Origin of the sequence: Eubacterium sp. AF36-5BH, from assembly GCF_003460505.1 — a bacterium.
GTDB lineage: Bacteria > Bacillota > Clostridia > Lachnospirales > Lachnospiraceae > Eubacterium_G.
In genome coordinates, this window is record NZ_QTVG01000003.1 from 247,249 (window position 1) to 271,471 (window position 24,223).

The following is a 24,223-nucleotide window of genomic DNA, read 5'->3' on the forward strand; positions in this document are numbered from 1 at the left end:
ACCTCATTCTATCTTTTACTTAAAAGCTTTCCTGTCTTTTTGCTGAATCTATAATATTTTTTCTTTATTTTCTTTTTACCTTTTAGCATGCCCTTTTTCTTTGAAAAATAGTAAGTAGCATTTTTGTAGGTTACCCAACCGTTTTTCTTATAACCCTTTGAGTTAAAATAGTAGCTGCTAACACCGTCATTATAAATTTTACTTCTTAATATAACTCCATTGCCTTTTGCCAGATATTTTTTGTTTTTAACTTTGAACCATCCTGTTTTTAAAACACCTGTTTTTGAATTAAGGTAAAATTTATTTTTTCCTACAGTTATGAAACCTTTATCCATTTTGGCATTTTTGCTGTTAAAATGATACCAGCTGCCATTTACCTTAACCCAGCCTGCAATCTTCTTACCGTTAGAGTTAATGTAATATGTAGATTTTCCCTTTTTATTTAAGGTGCCTGAAATGTTCTTTTTACTTAAATTATAATAAGCAACTATACCTTTTGCGTCTGCTACACCTAATTTTTTTCGTTTTGCAGTTGTTTTCAAAAACTTTTTGCAGTCACTTTTGTTGGTAATAAATCCATGTTCAACAATAATACTAGGTATCTTGTTATAAATGCCTTCTCGTACAATTGAATAGTAATCTGCTCTAGCTTTGTTTGGATAATAATCATCGGACTTTCTTAAAAGGAAACCACCGTTATACACCCCTGCCAGCTGAAGATTATCCAAAATTATTTTTCCTAATTCCGTTGTTTTTATACCTACAGAAGTTCTGTAACCCGAATTATATGCAGAAAGCAAAAGTGCTCCTGTTCTGCTTGGGCTTGGGTCTGAATTAATGTGAAGACTTACTAAAAAATCTGCGTCTAGTCTTTTTGCCATATTATTTCTTGCTACAAGACAACCTGCAAGACTTGCAGTTGATAAACAATTACCATTTGTTCTTGTCATGTAAACTGTCACGTCACCAAACTTATTAAGATAGTCCCTGCAGGCAAGTCCAATATCCAATGTGATTATTTCTTCCTTTAAGCCATTACCATGAGCTCCTATATGTATTTTGCAATGTCCCGGATCTAACAAAATTATTTTGGACTTAACAGGTGATAGATTAGACTCTGTGTATTTTTCCACAGTTGTTGTTTCCTGCGGTTTCGTAGTTTCAGCGGGTGTTGTCTGTTCCGGGGTTGTTGTTTCATTTGGTGTAGTCTCTTCCACAGTTGTTGTTTCTACCTGTGTTGTAGTTTCCTGTTCCACTGCGGCTAAAACATTGTTAGAAAAAACAATTCCCAAACCTAATAAGAATGTAGTTGTTCCTATATAAAATGTTCTTTTTAATTTTCTCATAATTATCTCCTGTATTCTTAAAAACTGTAGAATATATTTAAACAATACATTCTACAGTCTTACTTTTATCACTTTCAATCAAGCTACAGGAAACATTATAACACAAATGTTTCTTATTTATTTAATTTTTATAAACTTTGAGTTTATATTCTCAGATGTATTTGCCTTTGGAATATAAATTACAACACGATAAGATGTTGTATATCTGCTTATCATTTCTTTAAAATCGTCCAAGTCATCATCAGAATCTTTAACTTTATTTCCCATGAATCTCTGTATATCTGCATTTTGGAATCCATAAACATTTAATGCTATATATTTCTTATTTAAAGATTTATTAGTTATAACGAATTTATTGTTTTCTACAGAAACATTAATGTCTGAATCAGCAAAAATATCATCTATCAAAGAACTTTTAGTAGTTGGGATATATTTTCTAACAACTACTTTTGCTTTATCTCCCTGTCTTATTTCTACATTTTCAACTCCAATGGCATCCATGTCGCTATGTCCGTAACTCCCCTCTACTACTTTCATGCCTGCCGGTATATTAATACTATATTCCACCTTTTCAGCTTTTTCTTTATTTCCCTTAACATAATCTTCCATCTCTTCTGTTCCTGATGATACATAAAGGAGTGGTGTCACTGCAAGTAACATAATCATCATTGCAATTACAATACCCATGAGAATGTTTCCGTAGTTAATTGTAAACTTGCTGTCTTTTATGTATTTTTCAAGTAAAAAACCAATTACGAAAAAGATTACACATATAATTAAAATTTCTAAAATGTCTTTTCCCGCCACATTAAATTGGGCATCTGAATCTGACAATACTATAACCCCGTTTCTTATTAAAAGTAGTATTCCCATAACTATTGCCAGCAATACTAATATGCTCTTTCTTGCAATGGTTGCTGTAAGTTTAATCACCGCTGTTAAGAGCAGGAAGCCAGCTAAAATGTAAACTGTTATACCTAAGATAAATTTTGCATTTATTTTTGTGAAAACAGAAAAGTCTGTAGTAGCGCAAATAATAAATATAACAAATTTTATAATTAGTACGCACACAACTTCAAGCAATGAAAAAATTCCTAAAACAGTAATATCGCTTAACCAGCTTGCAACATATCTTGTTACTCTGTTTTGTGGATACATGCCAGTTGATTCCTTAAAAATATTTGTATTATATGAAAACACAATCATTAATATTAAGGCTGCGAAAACAAATACCCCTTTCGGAAATTCCACTGCATAACAGTGATTTGAAGTATTTTTCATCATTAATACTATTTCCCAAAAATTCAAAATAAGCATACCTATGGTTATTACTGCCAGACCTTTAATGTAACCTGATAATTGTCTTATTCTTAATTTGTATAAATCCTTTATATTTCTTAATTCTAATTTTTCCATAATTCCTCCATATTTTCACTATCCGTTTTTGTTGTCTTAAACACGTAATATTCTTCTGCTGTAAGATTTTCAAAAGCTAACTCTTCTTTAACTAATGCTTCCCTTATGTTATCAGTTATTTCTTCTTCAACTACTGCCATTGAATTTAAAGCCCCGATGTTTTTGTATAATACATTTTTTCCTACTATGTAATTCTCAACTTTTTCTTTCTCCCCGGTAACTTTGTATGCCTTGTTTCTTATTTCATCAAGGTCCCCATCATATACAATATTGTTATTATCCAAAATCACAATATGGGATAACATATTTTCCATTTCCCCTAACATATGACTTGAAACTAAAATCGTTCTTGGGTGCTCAATGTAATCTCTTAAAATCACATCATAAACTTTTCTTCTGCTTACTGCATCCACTCCCGCAACCGGTTCATCTAAAATTGTAAGTTCTGATCTTGTTGCCATTGCCAGACAAAAATTAAATAAACTTTTCTGACCTTTAGACAACTGTTTAATTCTTACCTTTTTATTTAATTGAAATAATTCCAATAATTTTTCTGCAAATTCCAAGTCGAAATTTTTATACATTAATTTATAATCTTTAACTATACTTTCTAATTTTCTATTTATATAACCTAATTCATCTGAAGCATAAACTATTTTGTTTATTACATTTATTTTATTTATTTCTTCGCCATCATATAATATTGTTCCCTTATCAGGTAGATTCTTTCCAGCCAACAATTTCATTAATGTTGTTTTTCCCTGACCGTTTCTGCCAATTAAACCAATAATATTATCCGGCTGTAATTGTAGCGAAAAATCTTCTAATACTTTTCTTCTTTTTGACATATACCAAAAGGATATGTTTTCAATTTTTATTTCCATTATTCACTTCTCCTTCTACATAATTTGATTTTCTAATTAGTCTTCATATTTTCTTGTTATGATTTCTATTAATTCATCCTTTGATAACGACAATTTCTTTCCAAGTTTTATTAAATTGTCAACTACCAGGTCGATTTCTTCATGTCGCTTACGCTTTGTAATCATTTCAATTGCATTTTCTGACACAGTCATAGCCTGCCCCCTATGTTTTATTAAAATTCCACGATTTACTAAAAGGTTAATTCCTTTGGCAGCCGTAGCCGGATTAACACGTAGTTCCTTAGCTAAGGTTACCTGGGAATAACATGTGCCACCTTCTTCTATCCTGCCTGTTAGAATGTCATCTTCTATACCATCAGCGATTTGTACATAAATGGGAATCATGCTGTTTTCATCAATTTTCAAGCTTTCTCCTCCTCTCTACCACATTACCGATATAATGTAGTGTAGTTGTATTGTTGTATATTGTCAAGGAAAAAATTTCCTTTCAAGCGAGTGCCCCTATTGGAACGTATTTTATGTAATAAGAAATTCTCAAAGGATTTCTTATTACATAAAAAAGAAGCCTTATAAACTCTATTTCCTTAAGAATCAAAAGTTTACAATGCTTCTTTTAATGCTAGATAACGTCTGCACATTACCTATAATATTCAGTTTTTAGTTAAATACTATTTCCTATAAAGAAAACATTAACTGTTATTTGTTTTATTCTACACCTGAAATAATCCACTTGCCATTTTTAGTTGATGCAGAAACAATAAAACCGTCAAAGTAGAATAAACCATCGTATTCTCCTTCGTCAAGACAGCTCTTGTATTTTTCCATTTTCTTGTAGTTTCCTACTTTTGCTGTTAATGAATCAAGTGACTTACCAACATACTTTTTAGCAATGCTTTTGTTTGAGCTACCTTCGTTTTTAGCTTTCTTTGTTGTCTTTGTAGTTGTTTTTTTCTTTACAACTGTTTTCTTTTTAGCAACTTTCTTTGTTGTCTGCTTTTCTGCTTTAGCTGTTGTTGTAGGTGCCACTGTTGTTGTAGGTGCCTCAGTTGTTGTTTCTTCTGTTGTTGTTTCTTTTACTTTTTTCTTTTTCTTCTTTTTTGTAGTTTCCTGAACTGTTGTCTGCTCCTGTGTTGTAGGTGCCACTGTTGTTGTTTCCTGTGTTGTTGTTACAGCAGTTGTAGCTTCTTCTTTGTTCCCTCCACATGCAGTCATAAATACCATTGTGGCAATTACTGTTACCATTGCACAAATTTTTCTCATTTTCTCTCTCCTCTTAAATCTTTAGTTTTTATTTACACAAACTCATATTACAAACTCCCCTTAGAGGTAAATAAATCTGTTATTTTACTCCTCAAGTTCTAGCTGTGTTTTCACACCTGAACTATAATACTGATTGTTCTTTGTAGTTATAACATCAATATCGTATGTGCCACCATCTATTAAAGAAGTGTCCAAATACATACCATAATTATAACCTTTATTTTTTATTTTACTGTTAATTGGTGCAGGAAAAGCTTCAAAAACATACTGTTTATCATTGCTCTTAAGTCTAATCAAAATCTTGCCATTGTCATCAATGTACTTCTCGTCAACCTGACCGCTTATTGGGAGATAATCTTCCATGTCACCAATATTTACAGTACCTGAATTTTCTTTTTCTACAACTTCTCCATTTAAAATTCTTGTAGGGGCTGCCATGTATGGAGCTTCCTCAATTAATGAAGGTATATGTCTTTCGACTAACTCAATTACAACTGCCTCAGCATTATTTTCACTTTGCAAATTTATGTCATAAGGAACAGCCTTTGTAAAATAGCCACTTCCATATTCATCAGCTACAAACGGAATTAACGCATTTCCAAAAGAATCTCTATACATAACAATAGAGCCTTTCTTTTCCTTGTTTTCAGTTGCCATTGATATATCTGTTACTTTCTTAAAGTGAGATGTTACTTCATAAGTATGCTTTTTATCATACTTAACATTGTAATCCTTCTCACTACCTTTAGGAAACAGCATTTCATACAAATCTCCCGAAAAATCTTTTGTTACGCTGTACTTTTCATCTGAATAATTATAATGCTTCTTTCCTAAATTATTAAGCATAAAATCACACGCCATTGATGCACCTTCATTATTCCAATGGCTGTCAAGTTTATGATATACTTTCTTACCCGATTTAAGGAATTTTCCTTTTAAATCAACAGTATTAATTTTCTGTTCCTTAAGCTGTTTCTTTAGGTAATAATAGTTGTTTTTATCTGATATCTTTGCAAATCTGCCAGGCATAAATTCAGGATATAATGAATTCTTATTAGGTGCTACCACAAACAAAAATTTACCATTATTGTTTTCTACATGCTCCTGTAACAGAGATAAAACTCTTCCACAGGCATATATTTGTCTGTGGGACAACACGTTCTGACCTAAATAATCATTAAGGGTTTCGCTAAAAAACAAATAACCTTTATTTCCCACTATTACTTCACTGTTTCCTGACTCCTTGAAAACATTCTTTTTTATTACTGCATCAGTCTCAATAAGTTGTTGACGAAATGCGAAATTATCCGAAAAATAATCACTTAACTGATTAAAGAAATCCATATTTACTTTTCCATTTTCTTTTACTTTTGGGAAAGTCTGAACTTCTCTTTTTTCTGCACTTATATCAGTTTTATAAAAGAACATTCCAAGTGATGGTAAACATATCATAATAAAAAATATTGCTATAAATATCTTTTTCTTCATGTTCTCTCCTGTTAAAATCTAAAATAAATAAATGGATTGTAGGTTGCTGTTGCAAGTGCCACAACACATATTAGTAAAAATAAAATGTCTGCAACATAGATTAATGTTCCTGATGTATTCTCACCACATTTATTTTTGATTACATTAACAATTTTTTCTCTTAAGGGATAAGCAAAAGCAATTGCTAACAATATTATAAATACATAATATGGACTTAGTAACTGACCAACATAGCTTATTGATTTTAGCCCCATATTAAATCCTGTAAACATTGTCTTTAACATCTTAAGACCAATCATAACACTATCTGCCCTAAACATAACAAAGGCACAAATTACAACAATCCACGTAATAATGTTGCTTACTATTTTGTTTTTGATTTTGATTACCTGTCCAATTGTATCTTCAATTACATTTGCAACACCATGAATTAAGCCCCATATTACAAATGTCCAATTTGCTCCATGCCATATACCTGTTAAAAAGAATACTATCATTTTGTTTAATTCAGTTCTAAACTTACCTTTTCTGTTACCGCCTAAAGGTATATATACATATTCTTTAAACCAGGTTGATAAGGAAATATGCCATCTTCTCCAAAAGTCTTTTATACCCTTGGCTGAATAAGGGTGATTAAAGTTTTCCCTAAATTCAAAACCGAAGATTTTTGCCATACCTATTGCCATGTCAGAATAACCACTAAAATCATAGTAAATCTGAAGTGTATAGGTAATTGCTCCTACCCATGCCACAATAAAATTATAATCACTGATATCTAGTTTAAAGATTGCATCTGCAACATAACCTGTCGCGTTGGCAATAATAAGTTTCTTTGTTAAACCTATGATAAATCTTCTAATCCCCTCTGCTGTTTTGTCAATTGTACTTTCACGCTTATTAATCTGATTTGCAATTTCATTATATCTGATAATGGGACCTGCAATAAGCTGTGGAAAAAATGAAACATACAGCATTAGATTAAATAAATTCTTCTGCATTAATTCAGGATTTCTGTATACATCAATTACATACGATAAAGCCTGAAATGTAAAAAATGATATACCAATTGGAAGTGCAATTGCAGGAATTTTGATTTTTAAGTTACCTATGTAATTAACATTCTCTAATATAAATGATGTGTATTTAAACACACACAACATACCAATATTAACAATTACTGCTAACACTAAAACTATTCTTTTTCCAACAATACTTCCACTGTCACTAAACTTTCCTTCAAAAAGCCCAAATATATAATTAAATATGATTGAGGCAATCATAAGCAATACATAAACCGGCTCTCCAAAAGCATAGAATATTAAACTTGCTATAATCAGCAATATATTTTTTGTTTTCATACCCGGTAGTATAAAATACAACGCACATACAACCGGTAAAAATACAAAAAGAAAAATTGCCGAACTAAAAACCATAATTTTCTCCCGTCTGTATTTTATCTATTTTTGTAATTTATTAAATTTTTCTTTTATCTACAGGATGGCAACTAAAATTGCCATATGACAAATTATAATATTTATTATAATCTTTTGCTCTTGCAAAAAGAGCATCATACACTCTGCCGTTTAATTCCACCCAGGCGTGTTCTGAATCATGTACAACATAAACTGTGCTATAACCACACTCATGAAGCATAAAAGCTAATGCTGCTGACATTGATACACAACAGCCGCTACCCTTGTCAAAAACGTCATCTGCAAATGTAGACTCCCAACCTTTTTTGTGATAAATAGGTTTTAAAAATCTGTATCTTCTGTAAGGGACCTTTGCAATATAGTCAAAACATTTTCTTAACTTCTGATCTTTTGTGTCACTTACTTTGCAAACTTTGTTTACAGTTTTTCTTGCCTTTATCATTGTGTTAATTTTGGCAGCATTTAATTTGTTTTTCTTTGCCCTTCCATACTTGTCCAAAGAAATACCATCTATTTTTTTCTTAATTGCCATTTTGCCACTTGTTCTGTCAAAATAATAGTATTTTCCTTTGTACTGTTTCCAGCCGGTAACTACCACACCGTTTTTATCAAGTAAATATTTGTACTTCTTTGTTTCAAGAATTATGCTTTTTAGCTTTTTACCTGATTTTAGATAATACTTCTTACCTTCTTTTGTTACAAAACCTGTTTTTCCTTTTTTCTTTTTGCTTACTTTTTTAGCCTTTGTTTTTTTGTTTGCACTTAAAGTCTGAACGTTTTTTGTTACTACACCTGCATTATTATTTTTTACGTTAGCCAATGTAATGTTCAACATGCCAATGCTCAGGCATAAAGACATTAATAGTGCAATTTGTTTTTTTCCTTTCATTTTTCCTTTCATTTTTTCCTTTTTTCCTTTCAATTTATTTATAAAACAGGATACCTGTTATATACAGAATATACTCCCAGCATTCTTGCATATGATGTATAGTAGAAATGCCACATACTTCTTCCTTTTCTGTATTTATAATTATATTATTTAAAACCCTCTATGGTCTCTGTCCAAGTCCACCTTCAAGAGTTATTGTTTCACCTGTCATAAATTTAAAATCAGGCGATGCCAGCTGTATGCAGACTCTACCGATTTCTGTTTCAACATTTCCATAATGTCCCATTGGTGGCATCTTAACGTTTGCCTTAAATGCGTCAGGATATGCTTTTTCAAAATTCTCTAACTGTGCTGTCCAAGCTAAAGGACAAACAACATTTACATTAATGCCGTCAGGTCCCCATTCAGTAGCTGCAACTCTTGTAAGTCCACGAATTCCTTCCTTGGCTGCTGCATAAGCACACTGACCATAATTACCAAAAAGACCTGCACCTGATGCAAAATTAATTACAGAACCTTTTGTTTCTTTTAAGTAAGGATAACATTCCTTCATGTAATAAAATGCTGCATATAAGCCTGAGTAAACTGCCAAGTCAAACTGGTCCTTTGTGTGATCTGCCAATGTTACGCCTGATGCTGAAGCCTGAGCATTATTTATTAAAACATCTATATGTCCAAATTCTTTAATTGCTTTATCAACCACGCTCTTTACCACCGCCTCATTATCTGCTGATGCACTTATGTCCGCCTGAACCGGTAGAACTTTTATACTATATAAACGCTCTAACTCTTCCTTTGCATCTTCAAGCTTTTTAACATTACGACCAGTAAGTACAAGATTTGCACCTTCTTTTGCATAGGCTGTAGCTATGCCATAACCAATTGATCCACAACTGCCATCACTTAAAACAGCTCTTCCACCACCTGTAATAATTACTGTCTTGTCTTTAAAAAATCCCATATTAACATCTCCTCTCTTTTGAAATAAATATCATTTATTGACTAATTCTTCATATTCTTTAAAGTTTCTAACAACTCTAAATCTTCTTTTGTAACTTTGATGTTAGTCTTAATAGGCGTTCCATCTTTTGGTGTTATTACAAGGTCTATAACTGTATCCTCTTTAATTTCCATAGCTGCTCTGTTAAAAAATTTAGGCAACATAGGATGTCTGTTTGTGAATTCAGTCATTTTATTTTTCATTTTCATCATTTCTAATGGGTTCATAATACTCACAATAGCAATAAATGCTATCTCTCCTTTCAATTTTTCTCAAATTACTTGTTATACTCAAATTCTTTTGTTTTCATTATTAATATGATTACATTTTCCTGAGACTGCTCGATTTATTTACATTGGACAGCTTCTACTATCTTCTCTATCCATATTTCCTTTAACATATCTACTGTTAAATTCCATGTTAATATCTCTTATTTCTCTTTTTCCATCAATGTAATCCTCATACATTTCAGCCAACCCTGACATACAGCCATCGCAATTAGCCTCAATGTTACCAAGAGATTCCTCTACAATTTTTCTTCTCTCTTCCTTTGTTGTATCTTTAATTAAATATCCTGCCATAAGTCCTTCCTTCTTCTTTAATTCCTACTGCTACAGTATACTCTCCTTTTTCCCGTCTGTAAATGTAATATAAGCACATATATAACATAAAATCGTTTTCTTTTTTACTTTATCCTGTAAAAGAAGAAAACGATTCCAAAATTTCTTTATTTTTCTGTAATTTTATTGTAGTCTTCCAAAAACTCATCAACTAGTTTTTGATTGTTTTTCATTTCATTTATTTTCTTTTCATACTTCTTAATAAACCCTTTGTATTTATTGTTTTTACTCTTCGCCGCCTTTATTTTGTTTTCAGGCACAGCACCTCTTTGTAAATCTTTTTCAATATCATACTGGGATGCTTTAACTGCTTCCAGCTTTCCTTTTACCTCTTCATATTGATTAATAATATCCACATCATCAACATATTTAACAATGTAAGTGGAGTTTTTATAGGGTATTATGTTTACAACTACACCACTAACTATTTTTTCATTTTCAAACAAGCATATAACAACCTCGGCTGTTGTTTCATTTCCAGGACTTGGACTCCAGAAAATTGTCTGCCCACTTGTTATTGTAGTTTGTTTTTCTATAGTCTCGTAAGCACCATCTTTTTCCACTCTTATAATTCCACTGTCTGACTTTACAGTTATTTTGGAATTTCCATTCTGCGAATCAGTTGCTATGATGGGAATTCCCGGCTGACTTGATTCTACTGAAAATTCATATTTCCCAACATTTACTTTCATGCCTTTTGTTAGCAGCTTTTCTTCATTTTTACCTACTGATAAATGAAGTCTGTTGTTTTCCTTAATTTCCACTGATTGGCTTTGTGCCACTTCATTATAACTATTATTATTTTTATTGTTGTTAAAATTATTTCTTCCTATAAATAAAACTAATGCGACAATTATGCAGGCTGCAATTGCTACTTTTGCAATTCCGGCATATCTAACACTTTTAACAATTCCTATGCTTTCGGCATTACCGACACTTTCAGTTTTTCCTACCTTTCTAACACTTTCAGTGTTCCTATTATTTTTAGGCCTGTAGTCTGCTGCCTGCTTAATATATTTAGCATCAATAGAATTAAGCATGTGCTCTGCCATTTGTTTTTTTCTTATTAATTTTTCATCTTCTTTTCTCATAATATCCATCCTTTCTCAGACAAATATTTCTTTAACCTTGTCCTTAGTCTGTGCAAATGAACTGTAACGTAATTTTTGCTTCTACCTGTTTCCATTGCAATTTCAGGTATTTCCTTTAGGAAATAATATCGCTTTACAAATATCACCCTATCGATATCAGCTAAACTTTCAATAAAACTGTTTATGTATTTTTCCAGTTCTTTTGCTAAAATCTCGCTTTCCACATTTGCCTTGTCAGGAATACACATTGCTAACTCATCTAACACCAAATCATAATAATTATTTCTTTTTTTTGCTGTATTAGTGTGATATTTTTTCAGGGCAAGATTTTTTGTAATTCTAAAAATATATGCGCATAAAGGATCCGGCTTGTTTGGTGGAATCTGATTCCACACTGCAAGAAAGGTATCATTAACGCATTCTTCTGCATCTTCTTTACTTACTAATTTCATAGCAATGTTCATACAAGGCTTCTCGTATTTTTCCTTTAGAACTTTTAAAACATCTTCTGACCTGTTAAAAAGCTCTTTAATTATTCTTTCATCTTTCACTTTTTACCTCCTTCACCTTATACTACGAAATTGATCTGTATTATTACACTTGATTTTAAAATATTATACCATTGGTATTGGATTTCTAATTGTCAATTATAACATAAAACTTATTATATAATTTTTCCATATTTGCATATTTTGATATAATGTTTCTCTCTTTGAATCAACAACTTAACAGGTTTACGTTCCTTGTATAATAGAATTTTTCAAAAAAAAATATAGCCATGTTACAACTTCATCCCCCCAAAAAAGCTAAATTTTTTGTTCTAACTTTTTTGTGAATTCTTATAACACAGCTACATTTTTGTTCAAAACTATTTGCTTTACTTAATCACAAAATTATTTATATAATAAAAAACAATATAATAATTAAAAAATATAATATTTCAAAAAATTATTCTATTTTACCATAAGCTTCCTCAAAGAAATACTCTTGAGAATCTATTAATGTTTCACCTTCTGCGATTTCAGGTCTATAGTATTTACCATCAGATTTCATATATCTGCCTTTAATATTGTCCTGAAGCATTATGTCAAACATTTTGCTAACTCTCTTTTTTATGTTTTCATCATAAATTGGAGCTGCCACTTCAACACGTCTGACAGTGTTTCTTGTCATTAAGTCTGCTGATGAAATGTATATTTTTCTGTCATCTTCAGTTCCAAAAATATATATTCTTGAATGTTCTAAGTATCTGCCAACAATACTTTTTACAGTTACATTTTCTGTATATTCCTTAACTCCTGCAATTAAGCAACAGATGCCTCTAATAACCAAGTCGATTTTTACACCTTTCTGTGATGCTTCAATTAACTTTTCAATCAGAACTTTGTCTGTTAAGGAATTAAACTTCATGCCAATATATCCGGTTTTGCCCTCTTCAACTTTTTTAATTTCTCCATCAATTAAATCTGCAATTTTATTTTGCATGCATTTAGGAGATACAAGAAGATGTTTTGTTTTTTCCATAACCTCTTCCATACAGATTTTGTTAAACACTTTGCCAACTTCTTTTGCTATTTCTTCATTGGCTGTCATTAATGATAAATCTGTATAAAGTTTTGAAGTTTTTTCGTTATAATTGCCTGTTCCAATCTGACTAATATGTTTTACCTTGTTGTCTTTTGTGTAAGTAATCAGGCATATTTTTGAATGTACTTTTGTGTGGTCAATTCCATAGATAATTCGACAACCTGCATCCTCCATTCTTCTTGACCACTCTATGTTGTTTTGCTCATCAAATCTTGCTCGCAACTCAACCATTACAACAACTTCTTTGCCATGTTCTGCGGCATCAATCAGTGCTTCTACTACCTGTGAGTTTTTAGCCACTCTGTATAATGTCATTTTGATGGAAGCTACATTTTCGTTATGGGCAACCTCTTTTAGCAAATTAATAAAAGATGTCATACTCTCAAAGGGATAACTTAAAAGAATGTCCTTGTTTTCAATTTGTTCCATCATCGACTTATTTTCATCTATGTTTTTAGAAATCTGTGGCACTCTTCTTTTGAAAAACAGTTCACGATTATTTCTGAGAATATCCTGTATTTTAAATACAAAAGATAAATCAAGTGGTGCCTTGGAATAAAATGTCTGCTTTTTGTTTAAGCCTAATTCCTTACACAGACTTTTAATAACCTTTTCATCTAAAACTCTTGAATATTCCATTCTTATAGGACAAAGTTTCTTTCTCATCCTAATTAATTCTTCCATTGACTCTCTATAACTAATGTCTTCGTCTGCAAAAATTTCATCAATATCAATATCAATATCTGCGTTTCTTGTTATTCTTATTAAAGACTTACTTTCCACATTATAGTTTTCGAAAATCTGTGGCATAAAGTGCAGAATAACTTCTTCTATTAGCATGTATTTGTTTTTGTTTGGGAACACCTGTATTAATCTGCTAAACATTGAACCACCACATGGTACAATACATATTTTTTCTCTGTTTTTGTTTGAAACTAAGGCTACTGCGTAAATCTCCTGATTATTTAAAAAAGGAAAAGGATGTTTCTTTCCGATTATTTGTGGAGAAAGTAAAGGCATTACATTAGTTCTAAAATAGTATTCCATATACTGTGTTTCTTCTTTTCTTAACTTATCAAAACCTACAATCTGAATATTATATAGTTTTAATTTATCAATAAGCTTATCGTAAACTCTATCCTTTTTCTTTAAAAGTTCTTTTGTATTTTTATAAATACTTTCTAATTGTTCACTGGAGGTCATGTAAGTTTTGTTTTCTCTTTTCTTGTCAGAAATTAGCATCTGATCATAAATTGAGCCAACTCTTACTCTGAAAAACTCATCCAGGTTAGTTGAAAATATATTAACAAAAGTTAATCTTTCACATAAAGGTACTCTTTCATCTTCTGCTTCCTCTAAAACTCTTTCGTTGAATTTTAACCATGATAACTCTCTATTGTCATAACATGGAAGCACTGTATTCTTGTTTTCTTTCATATTACTTCTTCTTTCACTTTTTATAATAATTTTTATTTTGAAATTTTTTTCAATTAATCTCCTAAGCATATTCCCATCATTCTCACTTGTTTTACAATTTCATCATTTGGATTAACTCTCTTCGGCTTTTCCACAGCTACACTTAATGGCACACTGGAAATTTCATTATTTACAACAGCTACCATTCTTCCGTATTCTTTATTTAAAATAAGTTCTGCGCCCTTTGCCCCTAGTCTTGATGTTAGAACTTTGTCATAGGCACATGGACTGCCACCTCTTTGAATGTGACCGGGAACTACTGCTCTAATTTCTCTGTGGACTTTTTCACTTAATTTTTTCTCCAAATATACTGCTGCTGATGTATAGTTCTCTGTAGCACGTTTCTGCTTCAACTCTTTCTTAGTTAGTTTACTTTCTTCTTTTGATATAATTCCCTCTGCTGCCGCAATAATAATGTGGCGTCTTCCCTCGTCTAATTTCTTATTGATAAAATCAACTATTTTATCAATTGAATAAGGAATCTCAGGTATCAAAATAATGTCTGCTTCCCCGGCAATTCCTGAATAAAGAGTTAAAAAGCCTGCTTTGTTTCCCATTATTTCGTCAATGATAATTCTCTTGTGTGACTTGGCTGTTGTATGCAGTTCTTCAAGCGTTCTGGTTGCTATATCAATTGCTGACTGAAAACCAAAAGTCATTTCTGTCCCGTTAATGTCATTATCAATTGTTTTTGGTAAAGTCACCACGTTTAACCCCTGCTCACTTAAAAGATTTGCTGTTTTGTGGGAACCATTTCCACCTAACACAACAAGGCAATCTAAATCCATATTTTTATAATTTTTAATCATGGACTGTACCTTTGTAACGCCATTTTCATCTGCATCATTTATTCTTTTAAATGGCTGTCTTGAGTTGCCAAGTATGGACCCACCCATATTAAGAATTCCTTCAAATTCCTCATGTTTCATTTTTTTGTAATCACCATTAATCAAGCCTGTATAGCCTTCTAAAATTCCGTATATCTCTAATTTCTCCTTGCAATTGAAATTAAGAGCTTTTACCAAGCCATACATTGCACCATTTAAGCCCTGGCAATCACCACCACTTGTAAGTATTCCTACCCTCATCACTTCTCCTCCTTAATATTTCTTTTCACAAATATTTTGTATTATTAATACATTGTTTTAATTGTATTTTTTCTCTGTAAATATTTGTGTCATTTAAAGTAAATTTCACGTTAAGTGTAAACTGTCTATTGATTATTCTATTCATATTATTAATAAACATTCTAAAATAATTACATTCTACGCACCAAGTGCATGTTGCTTTAGCAACATTTTTCCTTTTGCGCGAGTGTGCATCCCTGGTGGAACGTTTTAAATGTAATAGGAAATTCTGAAAGAATTTCCTATTACACTAAAAAAAACGATACCCCGACGCATATATCGCTTACGAGTTATCGTTTTTTATTATGTATATGTTCTTGTCTGCAAAAACATACCTTACTTATTACTTATCATTTTTCCTACTTGAGCTAACTATAGCATAAGCTACAATTGCCATTGAGCAACCAAATGCCAAACCGAAGGCTAATCCCACAATTAAACTTTTTAAAACAATTGCAAAAACAACTGCCCATATTAAAGCCATGGCTAATGCTATCATAATTACTATTGTTAAACTTTTCTTCATTGTAACCCTCCTAATTCAGAGTAATCTAAATCATAAATAATATCTTTACTCTACCACATTTTCAAAGTCAATTGCACTGTCTTTTTTCTGACCGGCTGGTTTATTTGTTGTATTAACTTTCTTTGATGACGGTTGCGCTGACTTATTTATGTATGCATTATTTGATTTTGTTGAAGGCAAGGTTGTTACTTCTTGTGTTGTCTTCTCTGAAGCTACCTGACTTTTCTTCTTTCGTTTTTTCTTAGTAGTTTTCTGTACTTCTGTTGTCTGGCTTACTTTTGTAGTCTCAGTATTTGATTCTGTATCTTTTGCAGAAGATTCCATAACTATACTCTCTTTTATTACTATTGATTTCTCAGTAGTTGTTATGGCTATATTTTTCTCAGAAGTATTTTTAGAATTTGTACAACTGCTAAGATACACAATTAAAAACAACAATATTGCCACACCGATAACACCAGCTATAATTAACCATTTTCTTTTGTTATTCTTTTTAGATATTATAACGCTTTCATCCATGGTTAAGCCCTGCTCCTGAAAACTGATGCTGTTATAGTCTTTTCCCATTAAGTTCTGAACTAACAGATGTTCCTTTTCGTTTTCGATTTTGTTATTATCAGCAAAAACCGGCTCAAAACCAATTTGTCTACTCAACTGTTTTTCGCTTAATTTTGATTTTGCCACAATTAAGTCCTTTTCAATGGCAACTGCACTTTGATATCTTTCGTCAGATTTTGAAACAGCTTTTTTTATTATCTTTGCAATGCTATCCGGAGCCTCCAATGGATTTGGGAGTTTATCATACTGCATTCTTTTGTAAAACGCCTTATCTTCATCTTCCCTTGTATATTCCTTTGGGTACTCAGGATAATATGGAAAACGCTTTTTGTTAAATAGATAATACATTAAAATTCCTAACGAATATATATCTACAGTATTGTCATATTTACTTTTGCCAATATAAATTTCAGGAGCAATATAATTAGGTGTTCCTTTTATGGTATGTGCCATTGTTGTGTTAGTAATGTTTTTTGATACCCCAAAATCACCTAGTTTAAACGCTCCATCCTTAGAAACAAATATGTTACTTAGCTTAATATCCCTGTGAACAATATTGTTCTTATGACAAATAGCAAGTCCGTTTGCTATACCAATCCCAATATTAAGTCCATCCTCTACAGTAATATTATTTTGCTGTAGCCATTTATTAAGCGGTGTAAGAAGTTCCATTAAAATATATATGTTATACCTATACTCACCTATTTGTTCTACGTCGTTTTCATAATATGAAACGATATTATGATTGTCCTTCTCCGATATAAGTGAAAAAACTCTTATCTCATTAACTACACGATTAAGTTCTTTTTCAAAATATGCATTTGTCTTGTTTTTGTCTCCACCCATGGAGTTTAATATTTCAAGGTATTCATCATCTTTTGGTAATGTAATTACTTTTAAAGCTCTTGTAGTCTTTCCTACAATGTTGCTTCTCTCAACTTTATATACATCGCCAAATCCACCTGAACCTATTTTTTCTATTACATTGTATCCTAATATTGTTCTGCCTAAAATAGAATCCATTATTGTCTCCCATTTTTATTTTTTATCGTAATTGCTGTACTATCTCATATTTTTTATTTATAAATATTCTAATCACAAAATACCTTATTAATTTCCATATAAATTTTAATTGTCTTTACCAATAAACAATTTTAAAATTCCATAATCTTCCTTATCCATTTCAAGGTTTCTTAAAGTATCACTTATGTAATACTGCATATCTTTTTCAATTTCATCTGAATTTTTTAACCCTGTTAATTCTTTTAAAAGATGTGAACACTGTTCCTTAATTTGTGGGTTATTGCTGTAACTGGTAACTAACGACATATGATTTGTCTGATATTCAGGATTAGAAATATCTATGTTAGATAGTACATAAAGTATTATACACTCTATCTTGTCCTTTGGGCATAGTTTTTCCATATTTGCATAATCAAGTAACTGATTGATTTCAACATAAGACATATTAAGTTTTATTCCTAATGCAATTAACCTTTGTCTGTTAGGTACTTCCCCCCAATTCTTCAAATTAGAAATCATTTTTTCAAATCCCTTATCCAGATTTTCGGCTTTTACAAGGCTATGATAGGAACCGCCAAAATTTTCAGCCTTTATATATGCTTCAATGTAGTCCACCAACTTGTAATAACTGTTAATATATTCAACTTCATTTTCCCTTATAAATGAGACCAGCTCATTCTCATTTTTCAGACTTACTAATTTTTCTTCTACTTCAAAGGTTTCATTTTGAGAATTAGCCAAATACTTTCTTCTGTTTTTTGTTTTTAAAATATCTAAAAATTTTCCCTTAAGCGTAGTGCAATATTCATAGGGATTAATTCTCTCTTCTTTTGGATAGTGTGAAATTACATAAATACATATAGCATCTTCTAATGATTTTGAATATAGTCTAGGATATTTTCCATATCGCTGTAACATATAATTAATTTCCTGTAAATTAAACCTTAACCCCATGCCAAGTTTTATGAAGCTTTCCCTTGATTTTGGCACTTTATTATTTTTTATCCAGGATTTTATTGTATTTTTACTAAAGCCACATTTTTTTCCTAACTTTTCATAAGACAATCCCCTTGATAACATTATATTATTTATATAATCTCTCCATTTTGAATAGTATGGACTGTATGCATTTAATATTTCTTTTAACTCATCTACTTCTTCACAATTTATAACTTTATAGTACATCTCAGTAGTATTTATATGTTCCATTTTGTCACCCTTTTTCATTTGCTTTTTGCATAATTAAACGTTTGTACATTCTTTCTGCTACTTTATCCCCGTATTTCATAGCTTTTTTATACCAATACAATGCCTGTTCTATATCGACTTTGCCTTTTTTTCCTGTTTGGTACATTATTGCAAGATTTAAGCATGCCACACTATCTTTTTGTTTTGCTGAGATTTTCAAAAGTTCTTCTGCCTTTTCAATACTCTTATCTACCTGTATTCCCTTTTGATAAAAATACGCCATATTATTAAGTGCTTTCGTATATTTTTTTGTGGCTGATTTTTCATACCAGTATTTTGCTTTACTCATACTTCTTGGTACAGCTTTTCCATGTTCGTACATATAGCCAACAATATATTGCGCCTTTTTATCACCCTTTTTGGCTTTCTTTAAATTATTCTCATATTTGTTTTTATTTTTTTCTTCTTCTTTTTCACAAGATTTAATTTCCCTTAGACAAAACTGTCTAAACATTTCTATATTTTCTTCCAATAACGGAATATTAACATCAATATTTAAACCTTTTGCAATATTTTTTCCAATATATGCAAGTTCATAAGCTTCATTATTAGTTGCCATTTGATTTTTTACCAAATCAAATAACAAGAGCTTTCCTTTACCGTTTTCGTTAATACATAATTCTTCATTATTGATGTATATATTTAAATTGCTGTATTTATTTTTCACATACACTATGGTATCGCAAATGTCAGCAAGCAAATTAAATAAACATATCTTTTTCTGTTCTTCTGTCTTGTTAGAAAGAATTATTTTTCCATCTAAAATCATGTCAATAATTGAATTAACATTCTCTGTAATTATATAGATTAATTTCCCATTATCAACTATTTCTTCTTCAATTGTTTCACACTGAATTAAATCTTCATTAAATCTGCTATCATTATATAAATTATAAATTTCTGCCTGTAATTTAAAATCTTTTTCTTCCAAATAAATAGCTATCAGTGAATAGAATCCGGCAAAGTTATCGCCGGATTTCTTTACAGTATATACAATAGCACCACTATTCCACATACTTTTTTCCACTAATTCTAAGTTTTTATTTTGAATATAATCCATTGTTTTCTGTTCTAGAAGATATTGAAATTCCATATTGCTTCCTCTTATCTTTATGCAAATATTTATTGACATACTACCAGCAATTCTAAAGTATTATAACACATGCACTTATTGCTTTTTTTCACAAACTGACCTTTATTTACGGAATTTCAAGTTAGTCTTTGCCACAATCATAACCGCTGTAAATGTAATCACTTCTGATGACAGAAATGATATCCACACTCCATTTCAAAAGTTGTTTAATATTTTAGTTTCTTTTCTACCGTAACACTGACTAATTAACGGCTGACTGCCCTGGGCCAAACCATAAAAAATTCTACCTGATTACTTTTTCCTAAATAATGTGTTGTGCATATACTCATGGTAACAATCGGGCTAAGTGCCGTTGCTAACGCAACTCCCGTAAAGCCTAAATTCATAGGGAACATAAACACATAGTCAAATACCACATTAAACATGCTACCTGAAAATAGTCTGCTATTCCACATAATGCTACAGACAGAAACATTGTTCTTACCATAAAGATTCCAACTGAAGTAAATCTTTAACATATACCATACCTATATATTTCTCCTAATTTCTAACATAACCAATATTGCTATATTGCAATATTTTCTCAGTCCATGTACATTCTTTGCATTTAGCAACTAACTGTAATTTTTCATTAAATTATCTAAACAAGTTCGTGATAATATGGGCAAATATCCTCGTAATGTCCATCCTTCATTCTAAAACCTTTTGGTATTATACCTAACTGAGTAAAACCAAGTCTTTCATATAAATGTCTTGCATGGGTATTAGTTGCAACAACAGCGTTAAACTGTAACACTCCATAGCCCTTATTCTTACCCTGCTTCAAACAATCAAGCACCAGCTTTTCCCCTATATGTAGCCCTCTTGATTCTTTACTAACAGCATAGCTGGCATTACAGATATGTCCACAACGTCCCACATTATTAGGATGCAAAATATACAAGCCATACACTTTTCCTGTATCCTTATCCTCAGCCACTGCACTGTAAGTCTGCAAGTCAAAAAATTCTTTTCCTGTATCGTTATTTAATAATTCTTCCTGTGGAAATGCAATTCCATCTTCTACAACCTGATTCCAAATTTCAATCATTGCTTCTAAATCATTCTGATTATATTCTCTTATGAGTATGTTCATTTGTTCTGCCTCCTAACTCAAAATGAATGTCATCATTTTTAACTCTTAAGTCACAATCTATGTTGCAAGCTTTTCTGCTCATTTTATCAAAATATATAATACAGTTTTTCTCCAACCTAAATTTTAATTATTATTTTCAACTGTTTTACCACTTTAATTGCGACATATCAAATAAGTTTTATTTTCTATATTTTCTAATGTATTCGTATAGCTCGATATTAGTTTTTGAATTTTTCTCCTCTGCCTCTATGTATTCAGGAAAAGGCAACCCGCTCTGGCATTCTCCACATATATCAATTCCAATAATCTTTTTGTCTTTAATAAAAAACTGTAAAAGATGCTCAAGCATATCAAGTGGCATGTGGCCCTGACTCCAATTTGTTTCAATATAATTTTTATCCAGAATATCTTTATCAATTGAAATGTAAAAAGGTACATCTGTCATTATTTTGCTAAGCTTATCTTTTCCTATGCCGCTCCTAAGTTCTTCTGCTGAAAAAGTTATAAGTTTCTCGCGATTCTTAATATGAATTTGCTCTATGTCATTTTCAGTTGCACCTATCAAAATCAATTGAACAAGATTTTTATTTTCATTAATAATCTGCGCTGCCCAGTCTCCACAACTGGTCATTTTGTTAATCATCGGTTCCTGCATATCGGTATGATGATCATATAGAACTAATGAAAAGGGCTTCATTATTCTGTCTATATTTATTTTTGTTATGTAATGAAAATTACCTGAATCAATAAAATGTATCCCATGAATTCCATACTGCTCTGTTCTTTTCTTTATTTCTATTTCAGCAGCCTTGGAGCAATAAAGGTCACAGCCTTCAATGTCCGAACAATCAATTAGGCTTATACCACTTTCTTGTTGTATGTCCTCATCAATATATACATGTGTAAAATCTAAAATGTAATTTTTGCTTCTAATCAATGTTAAACGCCCCCTTACAAGCAAATGTGATTCTAGCAACCAAATAGTTTTGCTGTTTTCTCCATTCTTTCTGCGATTTTTACTCCAAATGGACAACGTACTTCACAAGCATGACAAGCAATACATTCAGATGCTTTATGTTCAAGAAGTTCATAATGTGATTGTACTGTTGCAGGCACCTCAGGTTGCATTGTCGCCAAATCATAGAATTTGTTAATCATTGCAATATCTAAATTCGCCACACAAGGCTTGCAATGTCCACAGTATGTACATTCTCCTTTGTATGAATGGAACGGAGCATTGGCGATTACTGATGCATAGTCTTTTTCCTGCTCTGTAGCTGTTTCATATGCCAAAGCATCATCTACCTGTTCTTTTGTGTCATAGCCGCACATAATAGATGCTGTTGCAGGTCTGGTTAATGCATAATGAATACACTGAACAGGTGTTAAACTTACTCCAAAAGGAGAACGTTTTTCGTCAAATAGTCTACCGCCTGCGTAACCTTTCATAACTGTGATTCCAACATTATTCTGTTCACATATTTTGTATAACTTTGCACGCTCAGGGTCAATTCCTTTAAGGTTGTTATCAAATTTTTCTGCAAACATTGTGTCAATATCTTCGCTTGCAGGTAACATGTCAAATGCCGGATTTATACTAAATAAAATCATCTCAACATACCCTGACTGTGCTGCTTTTATGGCAACTTTTGGGTTATGGGAACTCATGCCAATGTGATGTATTATGTTCTTTTCTTTTAACTCCATTACATAATCCATATAATCTGAATGCTGAATCTGTTCCCATTCTTCTTCTGAATCTATGTAATGTATCATGCCAATATCAATATAATCTGTTTGAAGTCTTTTAAGTAAATCTTCAAAAGCTGGTCGAACATATTTCATGTCTCTTGTTCTAAAATACTGTTCATCTTTCCAGGTAGAACCAATATGTCCCTGAATAAACCAATCACTTCTATTATCCTTGATACCTTTTCCAATAATGTCTCTTGATTTTGGATCTGCCATCCAGCAGTCAAGAATATTAATTCCTTTAGAAGATGCATATTTAATTAATCCGATTCCCTCTTCTTCTGGGTGTCGTTCTAACCATTCACCACCAAACCCGATTTCACTTACGTCAAGTCCTGTCTTACCTAACTTACGTGTTTTCATTTTATCACTCTCACTTTCATATAAATTGAAATTTGTCTTCACGTTAATATGTAATACTTAATCCTATAGTTAATTTACATTAGAAAGAATTAATCGTCAACTTTGTTTGGAGACTGTGTTAGTTGCGTAATTTATATTGTGCAGTGATAATCTTGTTTTGTATGTGAGATTTTCTTTTCATTTCCATCTCCTCCAAATTCACTGCAAAACCACTTTATATAATTTTCTAACATGCCACACATTTTTTGTTCTCTAGCATATTTAACTTCATCATAATTCTGACTAACATCTTCTGCCGAATTCTTTATTTGTTCCATTCCGGCACAATCTAATTGATAATCCATCATAGAATGCACAGTCATCGCAAAAGAAGTAGATGCCATATCCACATCTTTTGTCTTAATTTTTCCATGTTCCTGAAGTGGTTTGTTAGTTTCTGTCAATGGACTTATGCTTATTATTCAATACATCTTCTGTTCTATATTTATTATTATGGAAAAATACATCCCTTTGACCTATTTTTTGTCAAAAGGGATGTATTATGAGGAATCATCTTAGTTTTGTTAATTTCATACTTGGGAAAATACATCCCTTTTGCTTGTTTTTTGCTAAAAGGGGTGTACTTTTGGGGAATTATCTTTGTTTTGTTAATTTCATACTTGGAAAAATACATCCCTTTTGCTTATTTTTTGCTAAAAGGGGTGTACTTTTGGGGAATTATCTTTGTTTTGTTAATTTCATACTTGGAAAAATACATCCCTTTTGCTTGTTTTTTGCTAAAAGGGGTGTACTTTTGGGGAATTATCTTTATTTTTTCAATTTTCTGCTTGGAAAAATACATCCCTTTTGCTTGTTTTTTGCTAAAAGGGGTGTACTTTTGGAGAATCATCTTTATTTTTTCAATTTCA

24 protein-coding genes are annotated in these 24,223 nt (G+C 31.4%); all 24 read right to left on the reverse strand.

Features of this window, described 5'->3' with window-relative positions; all coding sequences use genetic code 11:
* Positions 1-8 precede the first annotated feature (8 nt).
* Positions 9-1,346, reverse strand: coding sequence for an N-acetylmuramoyl-L-alanine amidase (locus DW006_RS04050; RefSeq protein ID WP_117999153.1), 1,338 nt, complete (start codon positions 1,344-1,346; stop codon positions 9-11).
* A gap of 117 nt (positions 1,347-1,463) precedes the next feature.
* On the reverse strand, positions 1,464-2,762 hold the full coding sequence (locus DW006_RS04055) for a hypothetical protein (protein WP_117999154.1): 1,299 nt from the start codon (positions 2,760-2,762) through the stop codon (positions 1,464-1,466).
* Positions 2,750-3,646, reverse strand: coding sequence for an ABC transporter ATP-binding protein (locus DW006_RS04060; RefSeq protein WP_117999155.1), 897 nt, complete (start codon positions 3,644-3,646; stop codon positions 2,750-2,752). Before DW006_RS04060 ends, DW006_RS04055 begins: the two co-directional genes overlap by 13 nt.
* A gap of 36 nt (positions 3,647-3,682) precedes the next feature.
* Positions 3,683-4,051 carry a GntR family transcriptional regulator gene (locus DW006_RS04065; RefSeq protein ID WP_117999156.1) on the reverse strand — a complete coding sequence of 123 codons (369 nt, stop codon included), beginning with the start codon at positions 4,049-4,051 and terminating at the stop codon, positions 3,683-3,685.
* A 300-nt stretch (positions 4,052-4,351) separates the two neighbouring features.
* Complete coding sequence (locus DW006_RS04070) at positions 4,352-4,906, reverse strand: hypothetical protein (protein WP_117999157.1); 555 nt, start codon at positions 4,904-4,906, stop codon at positions 4,352-4,354.
* 84 nt (positions 4,907-4,990) lie between these two features.
* Entirely contained in the window at positions 4,991-6,394 is a 1,404-nt protein-coding gene (locus DW006_RS04075; protein WP_117999158.1) for a hypothetical protein, read from the reverse strand.
* 11 nt (positions 6,395-6,405) lie between these two features.
* A complete protein-coding gene (locus DW006_RS04080; protein WP_117999159.1) occupies positions 6,406-7,827 on the reverse strand; it encodes an MBOAT family protein in 1,422 nt (473 codons plus the stop codon).
* Positions 7,828-7,867: 40 nt separating this feature from the next.
* On the reverse strand, positions 7,868-8,728 hold the full coding sequence (locus DW006_RS04085) for a hypothetical protein (RefSeq protein ID WP_117999160.1): 861 nt from the start codon (positions 8,726-8,728) through the stop codon (positions 7,868-7,870).
* Positions 8,729-8,876: 148 nt separating this feature from the next.
* On the reverse strand, positions 8,877-9,677 hold the full coding sequence (locus DW006_RS04090; protein WP_117999161.1) for an SDR family oxidoreductase: 801 nt from the start codon (positions 9,675-9,677) through the stop codon (positions 8,877-8,879).
* A 41-nt stretch (positions 9,678-9,718) separates the two neighbouring features.
* Positions 9,719-9,982: a hypothetical protein gene (locus tag DW006_RS04095; RefSeq protein WP_147337634.1), complete on the reverse strand. Its 264-nt coding sequence runs from the start codon at positions 9,980-9,982 to the stop codon at positions 9,719-9,721.
* Positions 9,983-10,066: 84 nt separating this feature from the next.
* Positions 10,067-10,297, reverse strand: a complete 231-nt coding sequence (locus tag DW006_RS04100; RefSeq protein ID WP_022165933.1) for a hypothetical protein — start codon at positions 10,295-10,297, stop codon at positions 10,067-10,069.
* A 146-nt stretch (positions 10,298-10,443) separates the two neighbouring features.
* Complete coding sequence (locus DW006_RS04105) at positions 10,444-11,427, reverse strand: hypothetical protein (RefSeq protein ID WP_117999163.1); 984 nt, start codon at positions 11,425-11,427, stop codon at positions 10,444-10,446.
* Positions 11,424-11,978: a sigma-70 family RNA polymerase sigma factor gene (locus DW006_RS04110; RefSeq protein ID WP_117999164.1), complete on the reverse strand. Its 555-nt coding sequence runs from the start codon at positions 11,976-11,978 to the stop codon at positions 11,424-11,426. The genes DW006_RS04105 and DW006_RS04110 overlap by 4 nt, the downstream gene beginning before the upstream one ends.
* A 397-nt stretch (positions 11,979-12,375) precedes the next feature.
* The gene (gene ppk1 / locus DW006_RS04115) at positions 12,376-14,451 is read right to left on the reverse strand and encodes a polyphosphate kinase 1 (protein ID WP_243002574.1); all 2,076 of its coding nucleotides are present in this window, start codon (positions 14,449-14,451) and stop codon (positions 12,376-12,378) included.
* Between the two features lie 53 nt (positions 14,452-14,504).
* The gene (locus DW006_RS04120; protein WP_117999166.1) at positions 14,505-15,581 is read right to left on the reverse strand and encodes an ATP-dependent 6-phosphofructokinase; all 1,077 of its coding nucleotides are present in this window, start codon (positions 15,579-15,581) and stop codon (positions 14,505-14,507) included.
* A gap of 379 nt (positions 15,582-15,960) precedes the next feature.
* The gene (locus DW006_RS04125) at positions 15,961-16,143 is read right to left on the reverse strand and encodes a hypothetical protein (RefSeq protein ID WP_117999167.1); all 183 of its coding nucleotides are present in this window, start codon (positions 16,141-16,143) and stop codon (positions 15,961-15,963) included.
* A gap of 45 nt (positions 16,144-16,188) precedes the next feature.
* On the reverse strand, positions 16,189-17,724 hold the full coding sequence (locus DW006_RS04130) for a serine/threonine-protein kinase (RefSeq protein WP_117999168.1): 1,536 nt from the start codon (positions 17,722-17,724) through the stop codon (positions 16,189-16,191).
* Positions 17,725-17,829: 105 nt separating this feature from the next.
* Positions 17,830-18,933, reverse strand: a complete 1,104-nt coding sequence (locus DW006_RS04135) for a hypothetical protein (RefSeq protein ID WP_117999224.1) — start codon at positions 18,931-18,933, stop codon at positions 17,830-17,832.
* A 4-nt stretch (positions 18,934-18,937) separates the two neighbouring features.
* The gene (locus DW006_RS04140) at positions 18,938-20,065 is read right to left on the reverse strand and encodes a tetratricopeptide repeat protein (protein ID WP_158561063.1); all 1,128 of its coding nucleotides are present in this window, start codon (positions 20,063-20,065) and stop codon (positions 18,938-18,940) included.
* Between the two features lie 245 nt (positions 20,066-20,310).
* On the reverse strand, positions 20,311-20,583 hold the full coding sequence (locus DW006_RS12410; RefSeq protein ID WP_117999170.1) for a hypothetical protein: 273 nt from the start codon (positions 20,581-20,583) through the stop codon (positions 20,311-20,313).
* 122 nt (positions 20,584-20,705) lie between these two features.
* On the reverse strand, positions 20,706-21,200 hold the full coding sequence (locus DW006_RS04150) for an N-acetyltransferase (RefSeq protein WP_117999171.1): 495 nt from the start codon (positions 21,198-21,200) through the stop codon (positions 20,706-20,708).
* A gap of 178 nt (positions 21,201-21,378) precedes the next feature.
* Positions 21,379-22,137, reverse strand: coding sequence for an arginase family protein (locus DW006_RS04155; protein ID WP_117999172.1), 759 nt, complete (start codon positions 22,135-22,137; stop codon positions 21,379-21,381).
* Between the two features lie 32 nt (positions 22,138-22,169).
* Complete coding sequence (locus tag DW006_RS04160; protein ID WP_117999173.1) at positions 22,170-23,315, reverse strand: aldo/keto reductase; 1,146 nt, start codon at positions 23,313-23,315, stop codon at positions 22,170-22,172.
* A 131-nt stretch (positions 23,316-23,446) separates the two neighbouring features.
* Complete coding sequence (locus DW006_RS04165; protein ID WP_117999174.1) at positions 23,447-23,758, reverse strand: hypothetical protein; 312 nt, start codon at positions 23,756-23,758, stop codon at positions 23,447-23,449.
* Between the last annotated feature and the right edge of the window lie 465 nt (positions 23,759-24,223).